General features: G+C 68.1%; 14 protein-coding genes. 5 read left to right on the forward strand and 9 right to left on the reverse strand.

Features of this window, described 5'->3' with window-relative positions:
• Nucleotides 1-152 precede the first annotated feature (152 nt).
• A complete protein-coding gene (locus ACLBWH_RS13275) occupies nt 153-863 on the reverse strand; it encodes a murein L,D-transpeptidase catalytic domain family protein (protein ID WP_322850589.1) in 711 nt (236 codons plus the stop codon).
• 206 nt (nt 864-1,069) lie between these two features.
• Here ACLBWH_RS13275 and ACLBWH_RS13280 point away from each other — a divergent pair, with 206 nt between their 5' ends.
• The 3 genes from ACLBWH_RS13280 to ACLBWH_RS13290 all read left to right on the forward strand — a co-directional run bounded on the left by ACLBWH_RS13280 (nt 1,070) and on the right by ACLBWH_RS13290 (nt 4,432).
• Nucleotides 1,070-1,630, forward strand: a complete 561-nt coding sequence (locus ACLBWH_RS13280) for a L,D-transpeptidase family protein (protein WP_447799420.1) — start codon at nt 1,070-1,072, stop codon at nt 1,628-1,630.
• Nucleotides 1,631-1,677: 47 nt separating this feature from the next.
• The gene (locus ACLBWH_RS13285; protein ID WP_322850587.1) at nt 1,678-2,553 is read left to right on the forward strand and encodes an aldose 1-epimerase family protein; all 876 of its coding nucleotides are present in this window, start codon (nt 1,678-1,680) and stop codon (nt 2,551-2,553) included.
• Nucleotides 2,554-2,905: 352 nt separating this feature from the next.
• Complete coding sequence (locus tag ACLBWH_RS13290) at nt 2,906-4,432, forward strand: peptide chain release factor 3 (RefSeq protein WP_322851074.1); 1,527 nt, start codon at nt 2,906-2,908, stop codon at nt 4,430-4,432.
• A gap of 7 nt (nt 4,433-4,439) precedes the next feature.
• On the opposite strand, the gene ACLBWH_RS13295 is transcribed toward ACLBWH_RS13290, so the two are convergent.
• From ACLBWH_RS13295 to rpmF, 6 genes are all read right to left on the reverse strand, one after another.
• Nucleotides 4,440-5,699 (reverse strand): spinster family MFS transporter, encoded by a 1,260-nt coding sequence (locus ACLBWH_RS13295; RefSeq protein WP_447799423.1) that lies wholly within the window; start codon nt 5,697-5,699, stop codon nt 4,440-4,442.
• Nucleotides 5,700-5,754: 55 nt separating this feature from the next.
• A complete protein-coding gene (locus tag ACLBWH_RS13300; RefSeq protein ID WP_447799424.1) occupies nt 5,755-6,126 on the reverse strand; it encodes a MerR family transcriptional regulator in 372 nt (123 codons plus the stop codon).
• 5 nt (nt 6,127-6,131) lie between these two features.
• Complete coding sequence (locus ACLBWH_RS13305; protein ID WP_038665973.1) at nt 6,132-6,431, reverse strand: integration host factor subunit alpha; 300 nt, start codon at nt 6,429-6,431, stop codon at nt 6,132-6,134.
• A 124-nt stretch (nt 6,432-6,555) separates the two neighbouring features.
• Entirely contained in the window at nt 6,556-7,524 is a 969-nt protein-coding gene (locus ACLBWH_RS13310) for a beta-ketoacyl-ACP synthase III (RefSeq protein WP_322851071.1), read from the reverse strand.
• Nucleotides 7,521-8,552 (reverse strand): phosphate acyltransferase PlsX, encoded by a 1,032-nt coding sequence (gene plsX, locus ACLBWH_RS13315; protein ID WP_322851070.1) that lies wholly within the window; start codon nt 8,550-8,552, stop codon nt 7,521-7,523. Before plsX ends, ACLBWH_RS13310 begins: the two co-directional genes overlap by 4 nt.
• 33 nt (nt 8,553-8,585) lie before the next feature.
• Nucleotides 8,586-8,765, reverse strand: coding sequence for a 50S ribosomal protein L32 (gene rpmF / locus ACLBWH_RS13320; RefSeq protein ID WP_037532429.1), 180 nt, complete (start codon nt 8,763-8,765; stop codon nt 8,586-8,588).
• A gap of 324 nt (nt 8,766-9,089) precedes the next feature.
• Here rpmF and ACLBWH_RS13325 point away from each other — a divergent pair, with 324 nt between their 5' ends.
• Both ACLBWH_RS13325 and ACLBWH_RS13330 read left to right on the forward strand, forming a co-directional pair.
• Nucleotides 9,090-11,699 (forward strand): TonB-dependent receptor domain-containing protein, encoded by a 2,610-nt coding sequence (locus ACLBWH_RS13325; protein WP_447799427.1) that lies wholly within the window; start codon nt 9,090-9,092, stop codon nt 11,697-11,699.
• Between the two features lie 330 nt (nt 11,700-12,029).
• Nucleotides 12,030-14,087, forward strand: a complete 2,058-nt coding sequence (locus tag ACLBWH_RS13330; protein WP_447799428.1) for a hypothetical protein — start codon at nt 12,030-12,032, stop codon at nt 14,085-14,087.
• Here the strand turns inward: ACLBWH_RS13330 and ACLBWH_RS13335 are convergent.
• Both ACLBWH_RS13335 and ACLBWH_RS13340 read right to left on the reverse strand, forming a co-directional pair.
• A complete protein-coding gene (locus tag ACLBWH_RS13335) occupies nt 14,062-14,739 on the reverse strand; it encodes a DUF6445 family protein (RefSeq protein WP_322851067.1) in 678 nt (225 codons plus the stop codon). The two genes, ACLBWH_RS13330 and ACLBWH_RS13335, sit on opposite strands and share 26 nt — an antisense overlap.
• A complete protein-coding gene (locus tag ACLBWH_RS13340; protein ID WP_447799430.1) occupies nt 14,736-16,238 on the reverse strand; it encodes a tryptophan halogenase family protein in 1,503 nt (500 codons plus the stop codon). Before ACLBWH_RS13340 ends, ACLBWH_RS13335 begins: the two co-directional genes overlap by 4 nt.
• Nucleotides 16,239-16,608 lie beyond the last annotated feature (370 nt).

Below are 16,608 nucleotides of genomic sequence, written 5' to 3' on the forward strand. Positions count from 1 at the left end.
ATGCCCCCGGCATGACCTTGGACGGCCGGGGGCCGTTCAACCCGACACTCCCTGGCGGGGGAGGAATAAGGGACATCGCCAAATAGCTTCGTCCGCCCCGGTGAAAATCCCGGGATGACGGCACTCTCGTGGAAAGGCCCCGGCCTAAACCCTCACACCTTGGTCGAGAAGATCATCCGGCCCGGTCCGAGCTGCTCGAACACCTGCGACAAATCGCCTTCGCCGACCGCGAAACAGCCCTGGCTGCGGCCGAGCATGCCGTGCGTGCGCAGCATGTCGCGGTTCGCATACCAGGCCGAATGGACCACGATCGCGCGGGCCAGCGCATTGTCGTTGGTCGCGTCCAGCCCCATCAGCCGCTGCGAGCGGCCGTGCTTGCCGACGTAATAATCCGCGGTGACGAACGCGCCTTCCGACGAGGCGTTGGAATTGGGCTCGTTCGAGAAGCGCTTGAGGAAACCGGTATGCGCCGGGTCCGAACCGCTGCCGTGCGCGACGAGAAACGACTGGCTGCGCCCCGAGACGAGATCGACGAGATGGAAGCGCGCTTCCGACGACGGCGCCGCCATGTCGGCGATCGCGATCCGGTCGCGCTGCGGAATGCGGCGGCCGTGCTGGCTCAGCGCGGCGAGCGCCTGGCGCATCAGATCGGGGCGCACGACGCGCGACGAGGTGATCGGCCGCGCCGCCACCATCGGCCGCGGTGTCGGCACCGGCGGCTCGGTCATCGGCCGCAGATCGCGCTGGGTGAGGCGACGCGGCGTCGCCGACAGCGTGCCGGGCAGTGCCAGCGTCGCTGCGAGCACGAGCCCGTTCTTCAGCAGAGCCCGTCGGTCGCGTGCGCTATCATGCTCAATGTGCATCAAAATTTCAAAAGCCCCGGTCAATCCCGCTGATCATCATATAGCAGCAACGGACTTAATTTTCGCCCACCGCGCGCCCCGATCGGCGTTCTGGTTGCACGGTTGACCGCGAGCGGCCCTCGATTGGTCCCGAATCGGGTCCGGCACGATCCGCGGAGTCGCGCGTTGAGCGGGCGGAAGGGGGAAAGCGAAAGGACGACGACGAAATGAAGCATTGGCTCATCATGGCGGGCGCCGCCGTCACCCTCGCCATCGCGCCGGCTCCGGCGTCCGCGGCCGTCGCCGCCGATGCGCTCGCGCCCGAGGTGACCACGCTCGCCCCCAACAGGTTTCTGTGGAACGACGATGCGACGCTCGGCCCGGTCAGCATCGTGATCTCGATCCCCGACCAGAAGGCCTATGTCTATCGCGGCGAGATCCTGATCGGCGCGTCCACCGTCTCGACCGGCAAGGGCGGCAAGGACACCCCGCTCGGCACTTTCCCGATCCTGCAGAAGTCGCAGGTGCACAAGAGCAACCTCTACGACAGCGCGCCGATGCCGTTCATGCAGCGGCTGACCTGGGACGGTGTCGCGATCCACGCCGGGATGAACCCCGGCTTCCCCGCCTCGCACGGCTGTATCCGCGTGCCGACCGCCTTCGCCAGGAACCTGTTCGGCGTGACCAGCAAGGGCACGCCGGTGCTGGTCACCGACGCCTCCGCTGCCGAAGGCTGGGTGCCGCCGACCGCGGCGGATGCGGCGCCGCTCGACCCGATCGCGCCGTGAGCGGCGGGCGGTTGCGATCGCGCCGCGGCTGACGCACAAGGCCGCGCATGACCGACCTCGTCACCATCCGCTCGATCGCGCTGACCGCGCAGATCAACCCGCTCGGCGCCGAGCTGACGCATCTGCGCGACGCCGGCGGGCGCGAGTTGATGACCGATGCCGATCCCGCATTCTGGACGGGGCATGCGCCGATCCTCTTCCCGGTCATCGGCATGCCGTTCGAGGAGACGATCCGCGTCGACGGCACCGCCTATCCGATGAAGAAGCACGGCTTTGCCCGCCGCTCGCGGTTCGAAACGGTGGAGGCGGCGGAGGATCGCGTCACCTTCGCGCTGACCGACAGCGCGGAGACGCGCGCCTCCTATCCGTTCGCCTTCCGCCTCGAACTCACCTACCGCGTCGAGGGCGCGACGCTGTCGATCGCGGCGCGGATCGCCAACCCGGCGGAGACCCCGTTGCCGGCGAGCCTCGGCTTCCACCCCGCCTTCGCCTGGCCCTTGCCCTATGGCGAGGATCGCGCCGCGCACCGCATCCTGTTCGACGCCGACGAACCCGACGCGCTGCGTACCATCGCCGCCGACGGCACGATCGCCGAGGCGCGCCGCCCGTCGCCGCTCGACGGCCGCACGCTGGCGCTGCGCGACGACCTGTTCACCGACGACGCCTTGGTCTGGGACCATGTCCGCTCCGACGCGGTCACTTATGGCGCGGCGAGCGGCCCGCAATTGCAGATCGCCTTCCCCGACACGCCGATGCTCGGCATCTGGACCAAGCCCGGCGCCGCCTATGTCTGCGTCGAGCCGTGGCACGGCATCGCCGATCCCGAAGGCTATACCGGCGAGTATCGCGACAAGCCCGGCGTGTTCGAAGTGCCGGCCGGCGGCGAGAAACGGATCGCGATGAGCGTGACGTTGAAGGGGTAGGCGCGCGACTCCCCCGATCGTGGGGGTAGGCGCGCGACTCTCCCCAATCGTCATCCCGGCGAAAGCCGGGACCCATGGTGGCGGCGCAGTCAGGAGTCGCGCGCCGACGCCCATGGCGCCGAATCCATGGGTCCCGGCGTCCGCCGGGATGACGACCAGGTAGCCGCTATACTCTACACCCTCTGTCCTCCACGCCCCACATCTGGCAAAGCGCCGCGACGACACGCCCGTCCCGCAGCCGGCCGCCCGCAAGCGCGCCGCTCCGGGCGGGGCGTCGTCGATCCCGACCTAGCGTCGATTTCGCCACCTTCCGCGGCTCCCGCCCGAGTCGCCCGCCAGCCGGATACCGCCAGTGACCTCCCCCCGCCGCACCTTCGCGATCATCTCCCACCCCGACGCCGGCAAGACCACGCTGACCGAGAAACTGCTGTATTTCGGCGGCGCGATCCATCTCGCCGGCGAGGTCAAGGCGCGCGGCCAGACCCGTCGCGCCCGCTCCGACTGGATGAAGATCGAGCAGCAGCGCGGCATCTCGGTCACTTCGTCGGTGATGACGTTCGAACGCGACGGCATCACCTTCAACCTGCTCGACACGCCGGGGCACGAGGATTTCAGCGAGGACACCTATCGCACGCTGACCGCGGTCGATTCGGCGGTGATGGTGATCGACGCCGCCAAGGGCATCGAGCCGCAGACGCGCAAATTGTTCGAGGTGTGCCGCCTGCGCTCGGTGCCGATCATCACCTTCGTCAACAAGGTCGATCGCGAAGGGCGCCCGATCTTCGAATTGCTCGACGAGATCGCCGACATGCTCGCATTGGACGTCGCGCCGATGAGCTGGCCGGTCGGCATGGGTGGCGAGTTCGAGGGCGTGCTCGACCTCGTCACCAACACGATCAGCCGCCCCGAAGGCGACAGCCGCGCCTTCCTCGGCAAGACCGAGGCCGACCCGACGCTCTCCGAGCGCTGGGCGGAGGAGATCGAGCTGGCGCAGGCGGGCTATCCCGAATTCGACGCCGAGGCCTATCGCAACGGCGACCTCACCCCGGTCTATTTCGGCTCGGCGCTCAAGGACTTCGGCGTCGCCGAGCTGATCGGCGCGCTCGCCGAACACGCCCCGCCGCCGCGCGCGCAGCCGGCCGAGCCCGCCCCCGTCTCGCCCGACAATGACGAGGTCACCGGTTTCGTCTTCAAGGTGCAGGCGAACATGGACCCCAACCATCGCGACCGCATCGCGTTCATGCGATTGTGTTCGGGGACGTTCAAGCGCGGCATGAAGCTGACGCCGACGGGCCACGGCAAGCCGATCGCGGTCCATTCGCCGATCCTGTTCTTCGCGCAGAACCGCGAACTCGCCGACGAGGCGTTTCCGGGCGACATCATCGGCATCCCCAACCACGGCACGCTGCGCGTCGGCGATACCCTATCGGAGCGCGCCGACGTGCGCTTCACTGGTCTGCCCAATTTCGCGCCAGAGATCCTGCGCCGCGTCCAGCTCAAGGACCCGACCAAGACCAAGCAGCTCCGCAAGGCGCTCGACGACATGGCCGAGGAGGGCGTGACGCAGGTCTTCTACCCGGAGATCGGCTCGAACTGGATCATCGGCGTCGTCGGCCAGCTCCAGCTCGAGGTGCTGCTCAGCCGGCTCGACGCCGAATATAAAGTCGCGGCCGGGCTGGAGCCGGCGCCGTTCGAGACCGCGCGCTGGGTCTCGGCGGAGAACCCGAGCGACCTCAAGGAATTCATGGATCTCAACCGTTCCGCGATGGCCAAGGACCGCGACGGCAATCCGGTCTTCCTCGCCAAGAGCGCGTGGGAGGTCAATTACATCGCCGATCGCTACAGCAAGGTCCGCTTCGCCGCGACGCGCGAACGGTAACGCGCCGTCAGCCCACCCAGTCGCGGCGCAGCGGCCGTACCGCGAGCAGCATCAGCAACGCCGCGACCGGGTAGAAGGCGAGCGCCGACAGCGCCGCGTGGCGCAGCGCGTCGCTGCCATAGGCGGCGGTCATCGCATCGGACAATCGCCCCATCACCAGCGATCCCAGCCCCAGGCCGATGAGATTGTTGATGAACAGGAAGCATGCCGCGGCGGTGGCGCGCATCGGTGGCGGCACCAGATGCTGGACGGCATTGGTCACCGGCGCGAGCCACAGGATGTTGAGCCCGTGCGGGATCAGGAACAGCAGCCAGGCGAGCGTGGGCGAGGCGCTGTTGAGTCCGGCAGCGAACAGCGGCGCGGTGATCAGCCAGGCGATCGCCGGCAACCGCGCATGGACGCCGCGATCGCTGCGGCCGAGCCGGTCGGCGAGCCAGCCGCCCGCGAACACCCCGATCGTGCCGCCGATCAGCAGCAGCGCGGCGAGATATTGCGAGGCGGTCAGCAAGGTGAAGCCGAACGACCGGATCAGGACCGACGGCATCCAGAAGGCGAGGCCATAGCCGGCGAGCGAGCTGCACGAGGCGGCGAAGGCCATCAGCCAGAAGCTCGGCTTGCCCGCGAGCAACCCGAACACCGCCAGCGTCGACGCGCTGCCCGGACCGATCGTGACGTGCGGGTCGAACCGGCCGCGTGCCGGCTCGGTCACCAGCCAGCGGAAGATCGGCGCGAGGATCAGCCCGGCGATGCCGACCGCAAGGAACGCCCGCCGCCAGTCGACCGCGCTCGCCAGCACGCCGCCCAGCAACGCCCCCGCCGCCATCCCGATCGGAATGCCCAGCGAATAGATCGCCAGCGCCCGGCCGCGCTGACGCGGCGGAAAGGAATCCGCGATCATCGCATAGGATGGCGCGACGCCCCCGGCCTCGCCCACCCCGACGCCGAGACGGCACGCGAAGAGCTGCCAGAAGCCGCTCGCGAGCCCGCACAAGGCGGTGAACAGGCTCCATATCGCAAGGCTGATCGTGATCACCCAGCTGCGGCTGGTCCGGTCGGCGACCAGCGCCAGTGGGATCGCCAGCGTCGAATAGAGCAAGGCGAAGGCGATGCCGCCGAGCGCGCCCAATTGCGTGTCGGTGAGGTGCAGTTCCGCCTTGATCGGTGCGGCGAGCATGCCGAGGATCTGCCGATCGAGGAAGTTGAACGTATAGACGAGCAACAGCATCGCCAGGACGAGCAGGCGGGTGCGGCGATGGGCGACGGCCATGGTCGGTCGGTCCTTTCCGGATCGCAGCCCGGCTCCCGGCGTGCCGGCCGGCCGGTCAGGCGATATCGTCGTCCTGCTTCAGCGCGCAGCCAAGATCGTCGCGGATCGTGCGCAGCGCCGCAAGCATCGTGGGCGCCCCATCGTCCGGGCCATCGCCGGGGCGAGCCTCCGGCGGGGCGGGATGGGTCAGCAATTGCTGGACGCCGCGGACGGTATAGCCCTGCGCGTTGAGCAACGCATCGATGCGCCGCACCAGGGCGACGTCTTCGGGTCGGTAATAACGACGGTTTCCGGCACGCGTCACTGGGCGTAGCTGCGGGAAACGGGTTTCCCAATAGCGCAGGATATGCTGCGGGAGGCCTGTGGCCTCCGACACTTCCCCGATCGTCCTGAACGCTCCGCTCGCCTTGGGCGTGCCGGAGACCATCCGGCTCAGCTGGAGGTGACGATGCGTTCGCGCATCATCTGGCTGGCGCGGAACGTCAGCACCCGCCGCGGCGCGATCGGCACCTCGACGCCGGTCTTGGGATTGCGGCCGATCCGCTCGCCCTTGTCACGCAGGACGAAGGTGCCGAAGCCCGAAATCTTGACGTTCTCGCCCCGCGCGAGCGCCTCGCACATTTCGGTCAGAATCTGTTCCACGATCTTCGCCGACTCGGTTCGCGACAATCCGATCTGACGGTGCAGGGCTTCCGAAAGGTCCGCCCTCGTCAGTGTTCCAACAGTAGTCATCAACACGCTCGCCCCACTCCATCTGCTAGGATGCCCGCGTATAATGTTACACGATAGCAGACGTGTCCGAAAGTGACTTTGTTGTCAGGTTCCCGGCAAGGCCGGAAAAACGAACGAATTGCTGTCAGAAGCGGACGACGGCGGCGCCCCAGGTGAAACCGCCGCCCATCGCCTCGAGCACGACGATCTCGCCCTGGCGGACGCGGCCGTCGCGCACCGCGACGTCCAATGCGAGCGGTACCGAGGCGGCCGAGGTATTGGCGTGGCGATCGACGGTGACGACGATCTTGTCGGGGGACAGGCCGAGCTTGCGGCTGGTCGCATCGAGGATGCGGGCATTGGCCTGATGCGGCACCACCCAGTCGACATCGGCCGAGGTCAGGCCGGCGATGACCAATGTCTCCTCCAGCACCGCCGCGAGGTTGACGACGGCGTGGCGGAACACCTCGCGGCCCTTCATGCGCAGCTTGCCAACGGTGCCGGTGGTCGACGGGCCGCCGTCGACATAGAGCAGGTCGTTGTGGCGGCCGTCGGCGTGCAGCTTGGTGGCGAGGATGCCCCGGCCGGTGTCGGCGTCGCTTTCCTGGCCCTCGAGCACGATCGCGCCGGCGCCGTCGCCGAACAGCACCGCGGTGGTGCGATCCTCCCAGTCGAGGATGCGGCTGAACGTCTCGGCGCCGATCACCAGGGCGCGGCGATGCACGCCGGTGCGCAGCATCGAATCGGCGACCTGTACCGCATAGAGGAAGCCGGAGCAGACCGCGGCGACATCGAACGCGACGCAATCGTTGATGCCGAGCATCGCCTGCACCTTGGTGGCGGTGGCCGGAAAGGTCTGGTCGGGGGTGGCGGTCGCCAGCACGATCAGGTCGATCTCGCCGGCGGCGATGCCGGCCGAATCGAGCGCGGCGCGGCAGGCGTCGGCGGCGAGCGTCGCGGTCGTCTCGTGCGGACCGGCAATGTGGCGGAAGCGGATGCCGGTGCGCTCGACGATCCAGGCGTCGCTGGTGTCGAGCTGCTCTTCCAGTTCGGCGTTGGACACGCGCCGCTCGGGCAGCGCCGACCCGGTGCCGAGGACGACCGAACGGATCATGCGGCTTTCTTCTCGAAATTGCCGAGATCGTCGGCGATGCGGCGGGTCAGGTCGGCGCGCACCATCTTGGCGGCATTGCCGATCGCGGTGGCGACGCCGCGCTCGTTGGCGCTGCCGTGGCTTTTCACGACGATGCCGTTGAGGCCGAGGAAGACCGCGCCATTGTGATTGTTGGGATCGAGGTGGTCGCGTAGCAATTCGGTCGCCGGGCGCGAGATCAGGAAGCCGACCTTCGAACGGACCGACGAGCTGAACGCGCGCTTGAGCAGGTCGGCGACGAAGCGCGCAGTGCCCTCGGCGGTCTTGAGCGCGATATTGCCGGCGAAGCCGTCGCAGACGATCACGTCGTGATTGCCGCGCGCGAGCTGGTTGCCCTCGACGAAGCCGGTGAAGGTCAGCGGCAGATGCGTCTGCCCTTTCAGCACCGCGGCGGCGTCGCGGATCTCGTCGGTGCCCTTCTGGTCCTCGCTGCCGATATTGAGCAGCGCGACGCGCGGGCTGTCGAGGTCCATGATCGTCCGCGCATAAGCGGCGCCCATCACCGCGAACTGGACGAGGTTGCGCGCATCCACCTCGGTATTCGCACCGAGATCGAGCATCACGACATCGTTGTCGCCCAAGGTCGGCAACGGCGCGGCGAGCGCCGGCCGGTCGATGCCGGGCAGGGTGCGCAGCGCGACCTTGGCCATCGCCATCAGCGCGCCGGTATTGCCCGACGACACCGCGGCGCCGGCACGGCCCTGCTTCACCAGATCGATGGCGATACCCATCGAGGTCGTCTTGGCGCGGCGGATCGCCTGGCTCGGCTTGTCGCTCGAACCGACGGTCTCGGGGGCGTGGACGATCTCGCTGTGCTGGCTGAGGTTGGGATGGCTCTTCAGCTCTTCCGCAACCTTGGCCTCGTCGCCCACCAGGAAGAAGCGCATGCCTTCATATCGCCGGCGGGCGGCAGCCACGCCGGCGAGCATGACCGCTAGCCCTTCGTCGCCGCCCATCGCATCGACGGCGATCCAGGAAGTGTCGGGCATGTTCAGCGCTTATCCGGATGGGAGGGGAGGGGCTCAGCCCTCGACCGAGACGATCTCGCGGCCGTTATAGTGGCCGCAAGCGGTGCACAGATTGTGCGGACGCTTGAGCTCGCCACAGTTCGGGCACTCCTGGAACGATTCGATGCTGAGCGAATCGTGGCTGCGACGCATGCCGCGCTTGGAGGGAGAGGTCTTTCGCTTGGGGACGGCCATTTCGGCACCTTGTTCTAGGAATCGGCTTACGGAAAACCGATGAGCCCGACGGGCCGCCCGGGCAACCGACGCAACGCCGGTCGCTGGACGCCACCGACAACCGGACGCATCGCGAAGCGGGGGCCTATAGCGAATTTCCGCACCGGCGCAAGCTTCGGCGCACCGCACCCCTGTGTTCGGGCCTGTGTTCCCGGCTGTGTCCCCGGCGCCACAGGCTCCACCCATTCTGGTCCGAATCCGCGCCGACCGCTGTTGCCGGATGCCCGAAAGGTATAACGACTCGCGCAGCCGTCAAAGAACGGCAGACGTTTTTGGGGAGATACGATGCGCACCGACCATGTTGGGATTCGCGCCCTGCTGCTCGCAGGCGCCGCGACCTTGCCTTTCGCCGCCGCGGCACAGACCGTGCCGGGCGATCAGCCGACCACGCAGGGGAGCACGCAGCCGACCACACAGGCAGGCACGCCCGCCGCCGCGACCGGCTCGGCCGAGGGGAATGACGATCTCCAGGATATCGTCGTCACCGGCCAGACGACCCGCGACCGTCCGCTGATCACCTCGTCCGCCGACATCACTTATGCGACGCGCGAGGCGATCGACCGCCGCGCGCCGCGCTCGACCGCCGACATGCTCGAACTGGTCCCCGGCATCTTCGTCGAGGCGACCGCGGGCGAATCGTCGAACAATTATTCGGTGCGCGGCCTGCAGGGCGGTGGCCAGCGCTTCGTCCAGATCGAGGAGGACGGCATGCCGGTCCTCTACGGCGGCGGCGGCTCGGACTTCTTCTTCCAGCAGGATCTGACGATCGACCGGCTCGAGGCGGTGAAGGGCGGCTCGTCGGGCGTGCTGACCGTCAACGGCGCCGGCGCGACGATCAACTTCATCTCCAAGCGCCCCAATTTCAACCAGTTCGAAGGCGCGGTGCGGCTCACCGGCTTCAACTACGGCCTGAAGCGCGCCGATTTCTATTATTCCGCGCCGCTCGCCGAGAATCTCGCGTTCAACTTCGGCGGCTATGTGCAGAGCAGCCCCGGCGTCCGCCGCAATCCCTATGATTATGCCGGCTATCGCATCAAGGGCGCGCTCGAATACCGGCTGCCCGGCGGCGGTTCGGTCCGCCTGTCCGGCCGCCGCGGCGATATCGAGACCGCCTTCTACGCGGACGCGCCCTATCGCTTCGAGAACGGCAAGCCGTCGAGCATCCCCGGCTTCAACATCCAGAAGGACAATATCGGCGGCGACGCCTTCACCTCGATCGACGTGCCTGTGTCGACCTTCGCGCATGCCAGCGGCTATCGGCCGTTCCGCTATCGCGACGGCATCCGCTCGCTCTACAATCAGGCGCGCCTCGATATCGACGTGCCGGTGTCGGAGACGGTCAGCCTGTTCGCCCGTTCGCGCTACATCGATTACAAATATGATTTCAACGGCCTGTTCCCCGGATCGGGGACGGGCAACGCCGGCCTCGCCAGCGCGGTCGACTATCTGACGCCCGATCCGGCACGCTCGCCGATCATCGACGTGCTGCGCGCCGGCTTCGCCGCTTATCCCGCCACCACCCGCTTCGGCATCCGCAACCTGCGCACCGGCGTGGTGCTCGGCTCGGATCAGACCGCGGCGCTCAACGCGCTCAACGGCAACGGCTTCCTCCAGCGCACGACGCTCAACCACGATGCCGTCCACGGTAAGGATTTCGGCAGCAACATCGGCGCGCGCTGGGAAACGCAGTTCGGTGCGATCAAGAACTCGCTGACCGTCGGCGGCATGTATTACAACGTCAAGCGCAACCAGGATCAGTCCGCGACCGCCAGCGTCGTCAACGACGTCAAGAACAACAGCGACATCTACGACATCGTCGCGCTGAACGGCGCCAATGCGGTGATCGGCACGCTGACCGACAGCGGCCTCGTCTCCTACGGCGATTGGGGCAACGGCATCCGCGAGCGCAAGGACGAGACCGTCTCGCTCTACGCCAACGACGAGATCGCGCTCGGCGATCATCTGCGCATCGACGGCGGCATCCGCTGGGAGCGCGACACGGCGACCGCCTTCGACGGCGTGACGGCGGCGACCAACCAGGCGGTGCCGGCCAGCCAGGACGGCGTGATCCGCAACGTCGGTTCGACCTTCAACGGCCAATATGCGCCGACCAACGCCACCCGCACCGGCGCGGACGGCAAGCTCAGCCAGTCGAAGATCGCCTGGACGATCGGCGCCAATTACCTGTTCGCGCCGAACTTCTCGATCTACGCGCGCTACGCCGACGGCTTCCAGACCAACAACATCGACCCGATCACGACGATCAAGCTCTACGAGGCGGGGCTGCGCTACCAATATTCCAGCCTGTTCACCGGATCGGTGACGGTGTTCCGCACCAATTTCGACGACCAGAACTACAATTTCGCCAACCCGGCCAACCCGACGCAGCAACAGAACATCAACGCCGATCTGCGCACCAAGGGTGTCGAGGTCGATGTACTGGTGCGGCCGATCCGCTGGTTCTCGGTCGATTTCCAGGGCGTGTTCCAGGACCCCAAGCTGGTCAATCTCCAGCTCGATGGCGTCACCGACGCGGGCTATGCGGGCAACCGTCCCGAACGTACGCCGGCCTCGCTCTGGACCGTCACGCCGGCGATCCGGCTGCCCAACGGTCTGGGTGAGATCTTCGGCCGCTACAAATATATCGGCAAGATCTTCGCCGATGCCGGCAACGGCGTGGCGCTGCCGGGGTATGGCGTGACCAGCGCCGGGGTGACGCTCAACGTCACCGAGAAGCTGCAGGTGGCGGTGAATGCGGAGAATATCTTCAACGTCGTCGGCCTGACCGAGGGCAATCCGCGCCAGGGCCAGACGCAGGCGATCACCGACGGCTATTTCTACGCCCGCGGCATCGTCGGCCCCACCTATGGCGGATCGGTGACGTTCCGGTTCTGACCGGGGTGCGACCGGTCGCCGCAAGGGACCCGTCGACCCGAACCGGCTGGCAACCTCTGCCAAAGTCGGTCCGGGACACACCAAGCCTGTACCCCGGCGGAGGCCGGGGCCCGGTCGGGTGAAGGTTTGTAATCACTTACAACGGCCTTCCCGACTGGGCCCCGGCCATCGCCGGGGTTCACAAGATGTTTGGCCAAGGGTTCGAACGGCTTCGGTTTGACGGGGTGGGCGTCAAAGTGGATCGACCCAGCTCGCACTCATGGACGATAGTCCACGCGGGAACACGAAAGCGGGCGAACGATGGCGTCGGCCCCATCGAGGAGTGGTGAGATGAAGACCCTGATACTGGCGCTGCTCGCCGGCGCGGCGATCGGCGGCGCGACCTGGGCGGGCGCGCAGCAACGCAGCGCACCCGAACTCGCCTATCAGGTCGTCGAAGGGCAGAACCTCAACGCCTTCCTGCGCCACGGCCCGGTCGCGGCGCATCTGCTGCTGCGCAACGGCAGCGATCCGCGTATCCTCGTCGCCTTCCCGGCGGGCAACAGCGGCGTCGGATTGTGGTTCGAACCGCTCGCCCGTCCCGCGACATGGCGGTTCGATCAGCCCCCGCGCGCCGCCTCGGCGCCCGGTGTCGCCGGGCCGCAGCCGGCGATCGTCGCGGTCGCCAGCATCGACGCGCCGCGGCTGCGGATCAAACAGGCGGTGCTGTCGAGCGTCCGCTTCCTGCGCGACTATCAGTCGGTCGGCCGCTTCCCCAAGGAATTGGCGGTCGATCCGGTCGTCGCGGGCGACACGATGACCTGGCGCCGCCCCCGGCTGGACGGCGCGCCGGGCTATCTGTTGCAGGTCCGCGTGCTCGCCGGCCGGATCGCCGACGGCGCGATCACCGCCACGTCCGGCCAACCGATCCGCCTGGAGATCACTGCGTCCAGCGGCGAGACGCCCCTGACCGGGCTGGCGCCGTCCGAACTGCTCAACGCCAAGGCCGCCGCCGATCCGATCGCGCGCAACGCGTTGCGCTTCCTCAGCTATCGCGAGAAGTTCCTCGCCGGCTCGTGGCGCTTCCAGACCTATTTCGGCCGCGACACGTTGATGTCGCTGCGCCTGCTGATGCCGGTCCTGCAACCGCGCGCGATCGAGGCGGGGCTGGCTTCGGTGCTGGCGCGGCTCGATCCGACGGGCGATGTCGCGCATGAAGAGGGGATCGGCGAGTTCGCGGTCGTCGATCGCCGCCAGCACGGCGGCAGCGGCGATGCCGCCGTGCTCGATTATGCGATGATCGATGACGATTACATGCTCGCGCCCGTGGCGGCGAGCTACCTGCTCGACAGCGGCGACCGCGCCGCGGCACGGCGCTTCCTCGCCGCGCGACTGGTCGACGAGGGGATTCCCGGCAAGACCGAACCGGCCGGCGCCGCCTTGGTCCGCAACCTCCGCTTCGTCGCCGCCCACGCGCAGCCGTTCGCCGCGACGCCCGCCGTCGGCCGGTTGATCGGCCTGAAGCAGGGCCGGATGACCGGCGAATGGCGCGACAGCGAAGAGGGACTGGGGAGGGGGCGCTATCCCTATGACGTCAACGCGGTGTTCGTGCCCGCCGCGCTCGATGCGGCGGCGCGGCTGCTCGCCGCCGGGCTGCTCGACCCGTATCTGGCGGGAGACGACCGCGCGATGCTCGCATCGGCAGGCGCCACGGCGCAGGTCTGGCGCCGGCGCGTGCCGGACCTGTTCCGCGTGACGATCCCCGCTGCCGACGCGGCGGCGCGGGTCCGCGGCTATGCGCAGGGCCTCGGCATCCCCGCCGCACCCGCGCTCGCATCCCTCGGCGGCAAGCCGCTCGTCTTCCACGCCATCGCTCTTGCCGCCGACGGCAAGCCGGTGCCGATCGTCCATTCCGACGAGGGCTTCGCCTTGCTGTTCGCCACCCCGTCGGCCGCCGATCTCGACACCTATGTCGACGCCGCGATGCGGCCGTTCCCGGCCGGGTTGATGACCGATATCGGCCTGCTCGTCGCCAACGCCGCGCAGGCCGACGCCGCGACGCAGGCGCGCTTCACCCCCGCCGCTTATCATGGCGCGGTGGTCTGGTCGTGGCAGCAGGCGCTGTTCGCCGCCGGCCTCGAACGGCAATTGGCGCGGACCGACCTGCCGCCGGCGACGCGGACGCGGCTGACCCGGGCGCAGGCGCGGCTGTGGCGGGCGATCCAGGCGACGCGCGCGACGCAGAGTTCGGAACTCTGGTCCTGGGCCTTTGCCGACGGCCGCTATGCCGTCGTGCCGTTCGGTGCGGGCAAGCAGGACGTCGACGAATCGAACGCGGCGCAATTGTGGAGCACCGTCTATCTCGCCGTGCAGCCGCCGCGGGTCAGCCCGGCGCCAGGAACGCGGTGATCGTCAGCCGGCCGCGCGTGGGATCGTCGCTCAGCACCGCATCGGGCGCGATCGCACCGCTGTGGAGCAAGGCGCTGCGATAGAGGACGGCGCGATTGTAGCGCGCCTCGACCAGCGCGATCCGCTCGAACAACGGCGTCGATCCGTGGATATAGGCGGGTGCCGGCACGCCGCCATGGCGCAGTTCGGCGTCGAGCTGGCCGAAGTAGATCGGCGCGCGCGCACGATCGAGCCGCTCGAACCCGGTGCTGCGATGCCGATAGAAAGCCGTACCGTCGCTGCCGTCGGGGTCGAGGTAGTGGACTAGCGCGATCCGGCCGGGCTCGACGGCGTCGACATGCGGCAGCCGCTGCGGCAGCGTCAGTCGCTCGGGCGGCGTGGTGACCAGCGCATAGCTCGAATCGAGCAATGCCAGCGCGCCGTCATGATCGAACACCCCGGCGAGCGCGCGGGTCAGCGCCGGCCGCACCGCGGCGAAATAATCGGCGGGCAGGCTGGCGCGCAGCCCGGGATAATGATGGCGGCCGGGTTCGAAGGGGGCGGTGGCGGCATGGCGGCGCAACGCGTCGGGATCGGGGTGGAAGCCGTCGATGATCGCGATCGGCTCCGCCTCCATGCCGATGCGGCGCGCGACGATGTCCGGCGGCGTCACGACGGCGTGCCGATCATCTGCGCCAGCACCGCGTCGTGCGTGGGCAGCGTCGGCGCCGCCCGCGCGATGACGTCGGCGATCTGCTGGACCTGCGCGCGATTGGCGGCCGGATCGATCGCATCGGCAAGCGGATTATAGCCCTGCGCCCTGATTCCCTGGCCATCGAGCACCGCAAGCCAGCTCGCCTCACGGAACAACTCGTCGGCGTCCAGGATGAGCCGCCCCGACTTGCGATATTGTCCGATCCGCTCATGCAGGCCATCGGGCAGGCGCATCGTCTGGCAGTGTCGCCACAGCGGCTCGTCGCGGCCGGTGGCGTGATAATGGAGGATCAGGAAGTCCTTGATCCCGTCCATGTCGCGCGCGAAGGTCGTGTTGAAGCGCGCCGCCAGCGCCGGGTCGCAATCGCGGTCGGGGAACAGCGTCAGCAATTTGGCGATACCGCTCTGGATCAGATGGATGCTCGTCGATTCCAGCGGTTCGAGAAAGCCCGACGACAGGCCGATCGCCACGACATTGTCGCGCCACGGCCGGCGCCGCATGCCCGCCGTGAAGCGCAGCAGCCGCGGCTCGGCCAAGGCCTCGCCATCCAGATTGGCCAGCAACGTCGCGATCGCGGCGTCGTCGCTGCACTGCGCGCTGGCATAGACATAGCCGTTCCCCGTCCGATGCTGCAGCGGGATGCGCCATTGCCAGCCGGCCGCGCGTGCGGTCGAGCGCGTATACGGCGTGGTGGTGGCGACCCGCGCGCAGGGTATGGCCACGGCGCGGTCGCAGGGCAGCCAATGCGACCAGTCCTCGAAAGGCTCGCCGACGACGCCGTCGATCAGCAGCGCGCGAAAGCCCGAGCAATCGATGAAGAGGTCCCCCTCCAGCCGCTCGCCCCGCGCCGTGGTCAATGCGCCGACGAAGCCGGTGTCCGCGTCACGCTCGACCGAGCCCAGCCGGCCCTCGACGCGCACCACGCCGCGCGCCTCGCTCACCCGACGCAGATGGGCCGCGTAGAGGCCGGCGTCGAAATGATAGGCGTAGCCGAGGCTCGACAGGATCGACCGCGCGTCGCCACTCGGTCTGGCGAACCGGTTCTCGGTGGCGAGCCTTTCCGCCAGCGACAGGGCGCCGAGCGACAGGTCGAGCCCGTCGGCCGCCGCCTTCAGCCAGCGATGATGGAAGGCGACGCCGGGCAACGCCGCGCCATACTGACCGAAGGGGTGGAAATAGCGATGGCCCGGCGCCGCCCAGTCGACGAACGCGATGCCGAGTTTGAACGTCGCCTTGGTCGCGCGCAGAAACTCGGCCTCGTCCAGCCCGATCAGTGCATTGAACCAGTGTATCGTCGGGATCGTCGCTTCACCGACCCCGACGGTGCCGATCTCCTCCGATTCGAGCAGGGTAACGGTGACGGCCGCCCCGAAGCTGTGCGACAGCGCCGCCGCCGTCATCCACCCGGCGGTCCCGCCCCCCAAGATGACCACCCGCCGGATCCGCCTCGTTTCCATGGTTTACCTTACCCGCTGCCGGGGAAGGGCGCCACTGTCCCGGCGTATGGACGAGACAGGCTCCGAACATGCCTGCCATTGGCCCGCTAAGCCACGCAGCGGCGTGGTTCCCCTGAAAATGTCGTAAAAGTGCAATTTGGTGTTGACGGGCCGGGGTGGCCGGCCTAGATGGGTGTCACCGCAGCGGTGGCCTACATGGTCACTGAGGCAGTCACAGCAGACCTGGCGCGCTGACCGCCCCGAGAAAAAGGGGTAAGGGAGCTGTGCCGGTGTTTTTGTCGGCTCTTTGACATTGTTAGTTAGATGAAGGGACATGTGGGCGGCGGCTCCGGTCTACGGCGTTTCAAGGCGTCGTGTGGTCGGTAAAGCA

This window comes from Sphingomonas sp. M6A6_1c, assembly GCF_053345135.1.

Excerpts from the sequence above, each read along its gene's own strand:
- ACLBWH_RS13275 (WP_322850589.1), bottom strand. The coding sequence starts at position 863 with ATGCACATTGAGCATGATAGCGCACGCGACCGACGGGCTCTGCTGAAG.
- ACLBWH_RS13280 (WP_447799420.1), top strand. The coding sequence starts at position 1,070 with ATGAAGCATTGGCTCATCATGGCGGGCGCCGCCGTCACCCTCGCCATC.
- ACLBWH_RS13285 (WP_322850587.1), top strand. The coding sequence starts at position 1,678 with ATGACCGACCTCGTCACCATCCGCTCGATCGCGCTGACCGCGCAGATC.
- ACLBWH_RS13295 (WP_447799423.1), bottom strand. The coding sequence starts at position 5,699 with ATGGCCGTCGCCCATCGCCGCACCCGCCTGCTCGTCCTGGCGATGCTG.
- ACLBWH_RS13300 (WP_447799424.1), bottom strand. The coding sequence starts at position 6,126 with ATGGTCTCCGGCACGCCCAAGGCGAGCGGAGCGTTCAGGACGATCGGG.
- ACLBWH_RS13305 (WP_038665973.1), bottom strand. The coding sequence starts at position 6,431 with ATGACTACTGTTGGAACACTGACGAGGGCGGACCTTTCGGAAGCCCTG.
- ACLBWH_RS13310 (WP_322851071.1), bottom strand. The coding sequence starts at position 7,524 with ATGATCCGTTCGGTCGTCCTCGGCACCGGGTCGGCGCTGCCCGAGCGG.
- plsX (WP_322851070.1), bottom strand. The coding sequence starts at position 8,552 with ATGCCCGACACTTCCTGGATCGCCGTCGATGCGATGGGCGGCGACGAA.
- rpmF (WP_037532429.1), bottom strand. The coding sequence starts at position 8,765 with ATGGCCGTCCCCAAGCGAAAGACCTCTCCCTCCAAGCGCGGCATGCGT.
- ACLBWH_RS13325 (WP_447799427.1), top strand. The coding sequence starts at position 9,090 with ATGCGCACCGACCATGTTGGGATTCGCGCCCTGCTGCTCGCAGGCGCC.
- ACLBWH_RS13330 (WP_447799428.1), top strand. The coding sequence starts at position 12,030 with ATGAAGACCCTGATACTGGCGCTGCTCGCCGGCGCGGCGATCGGCGGC.
- ACLBWH_RS13340 (WP_447799430.1), bottom strand. The coding sequence starts at position 16,238 with ATGGAAACGAGGCGGATCCGGCGGGTGGTCATCTTGGGGGGCGGGACC.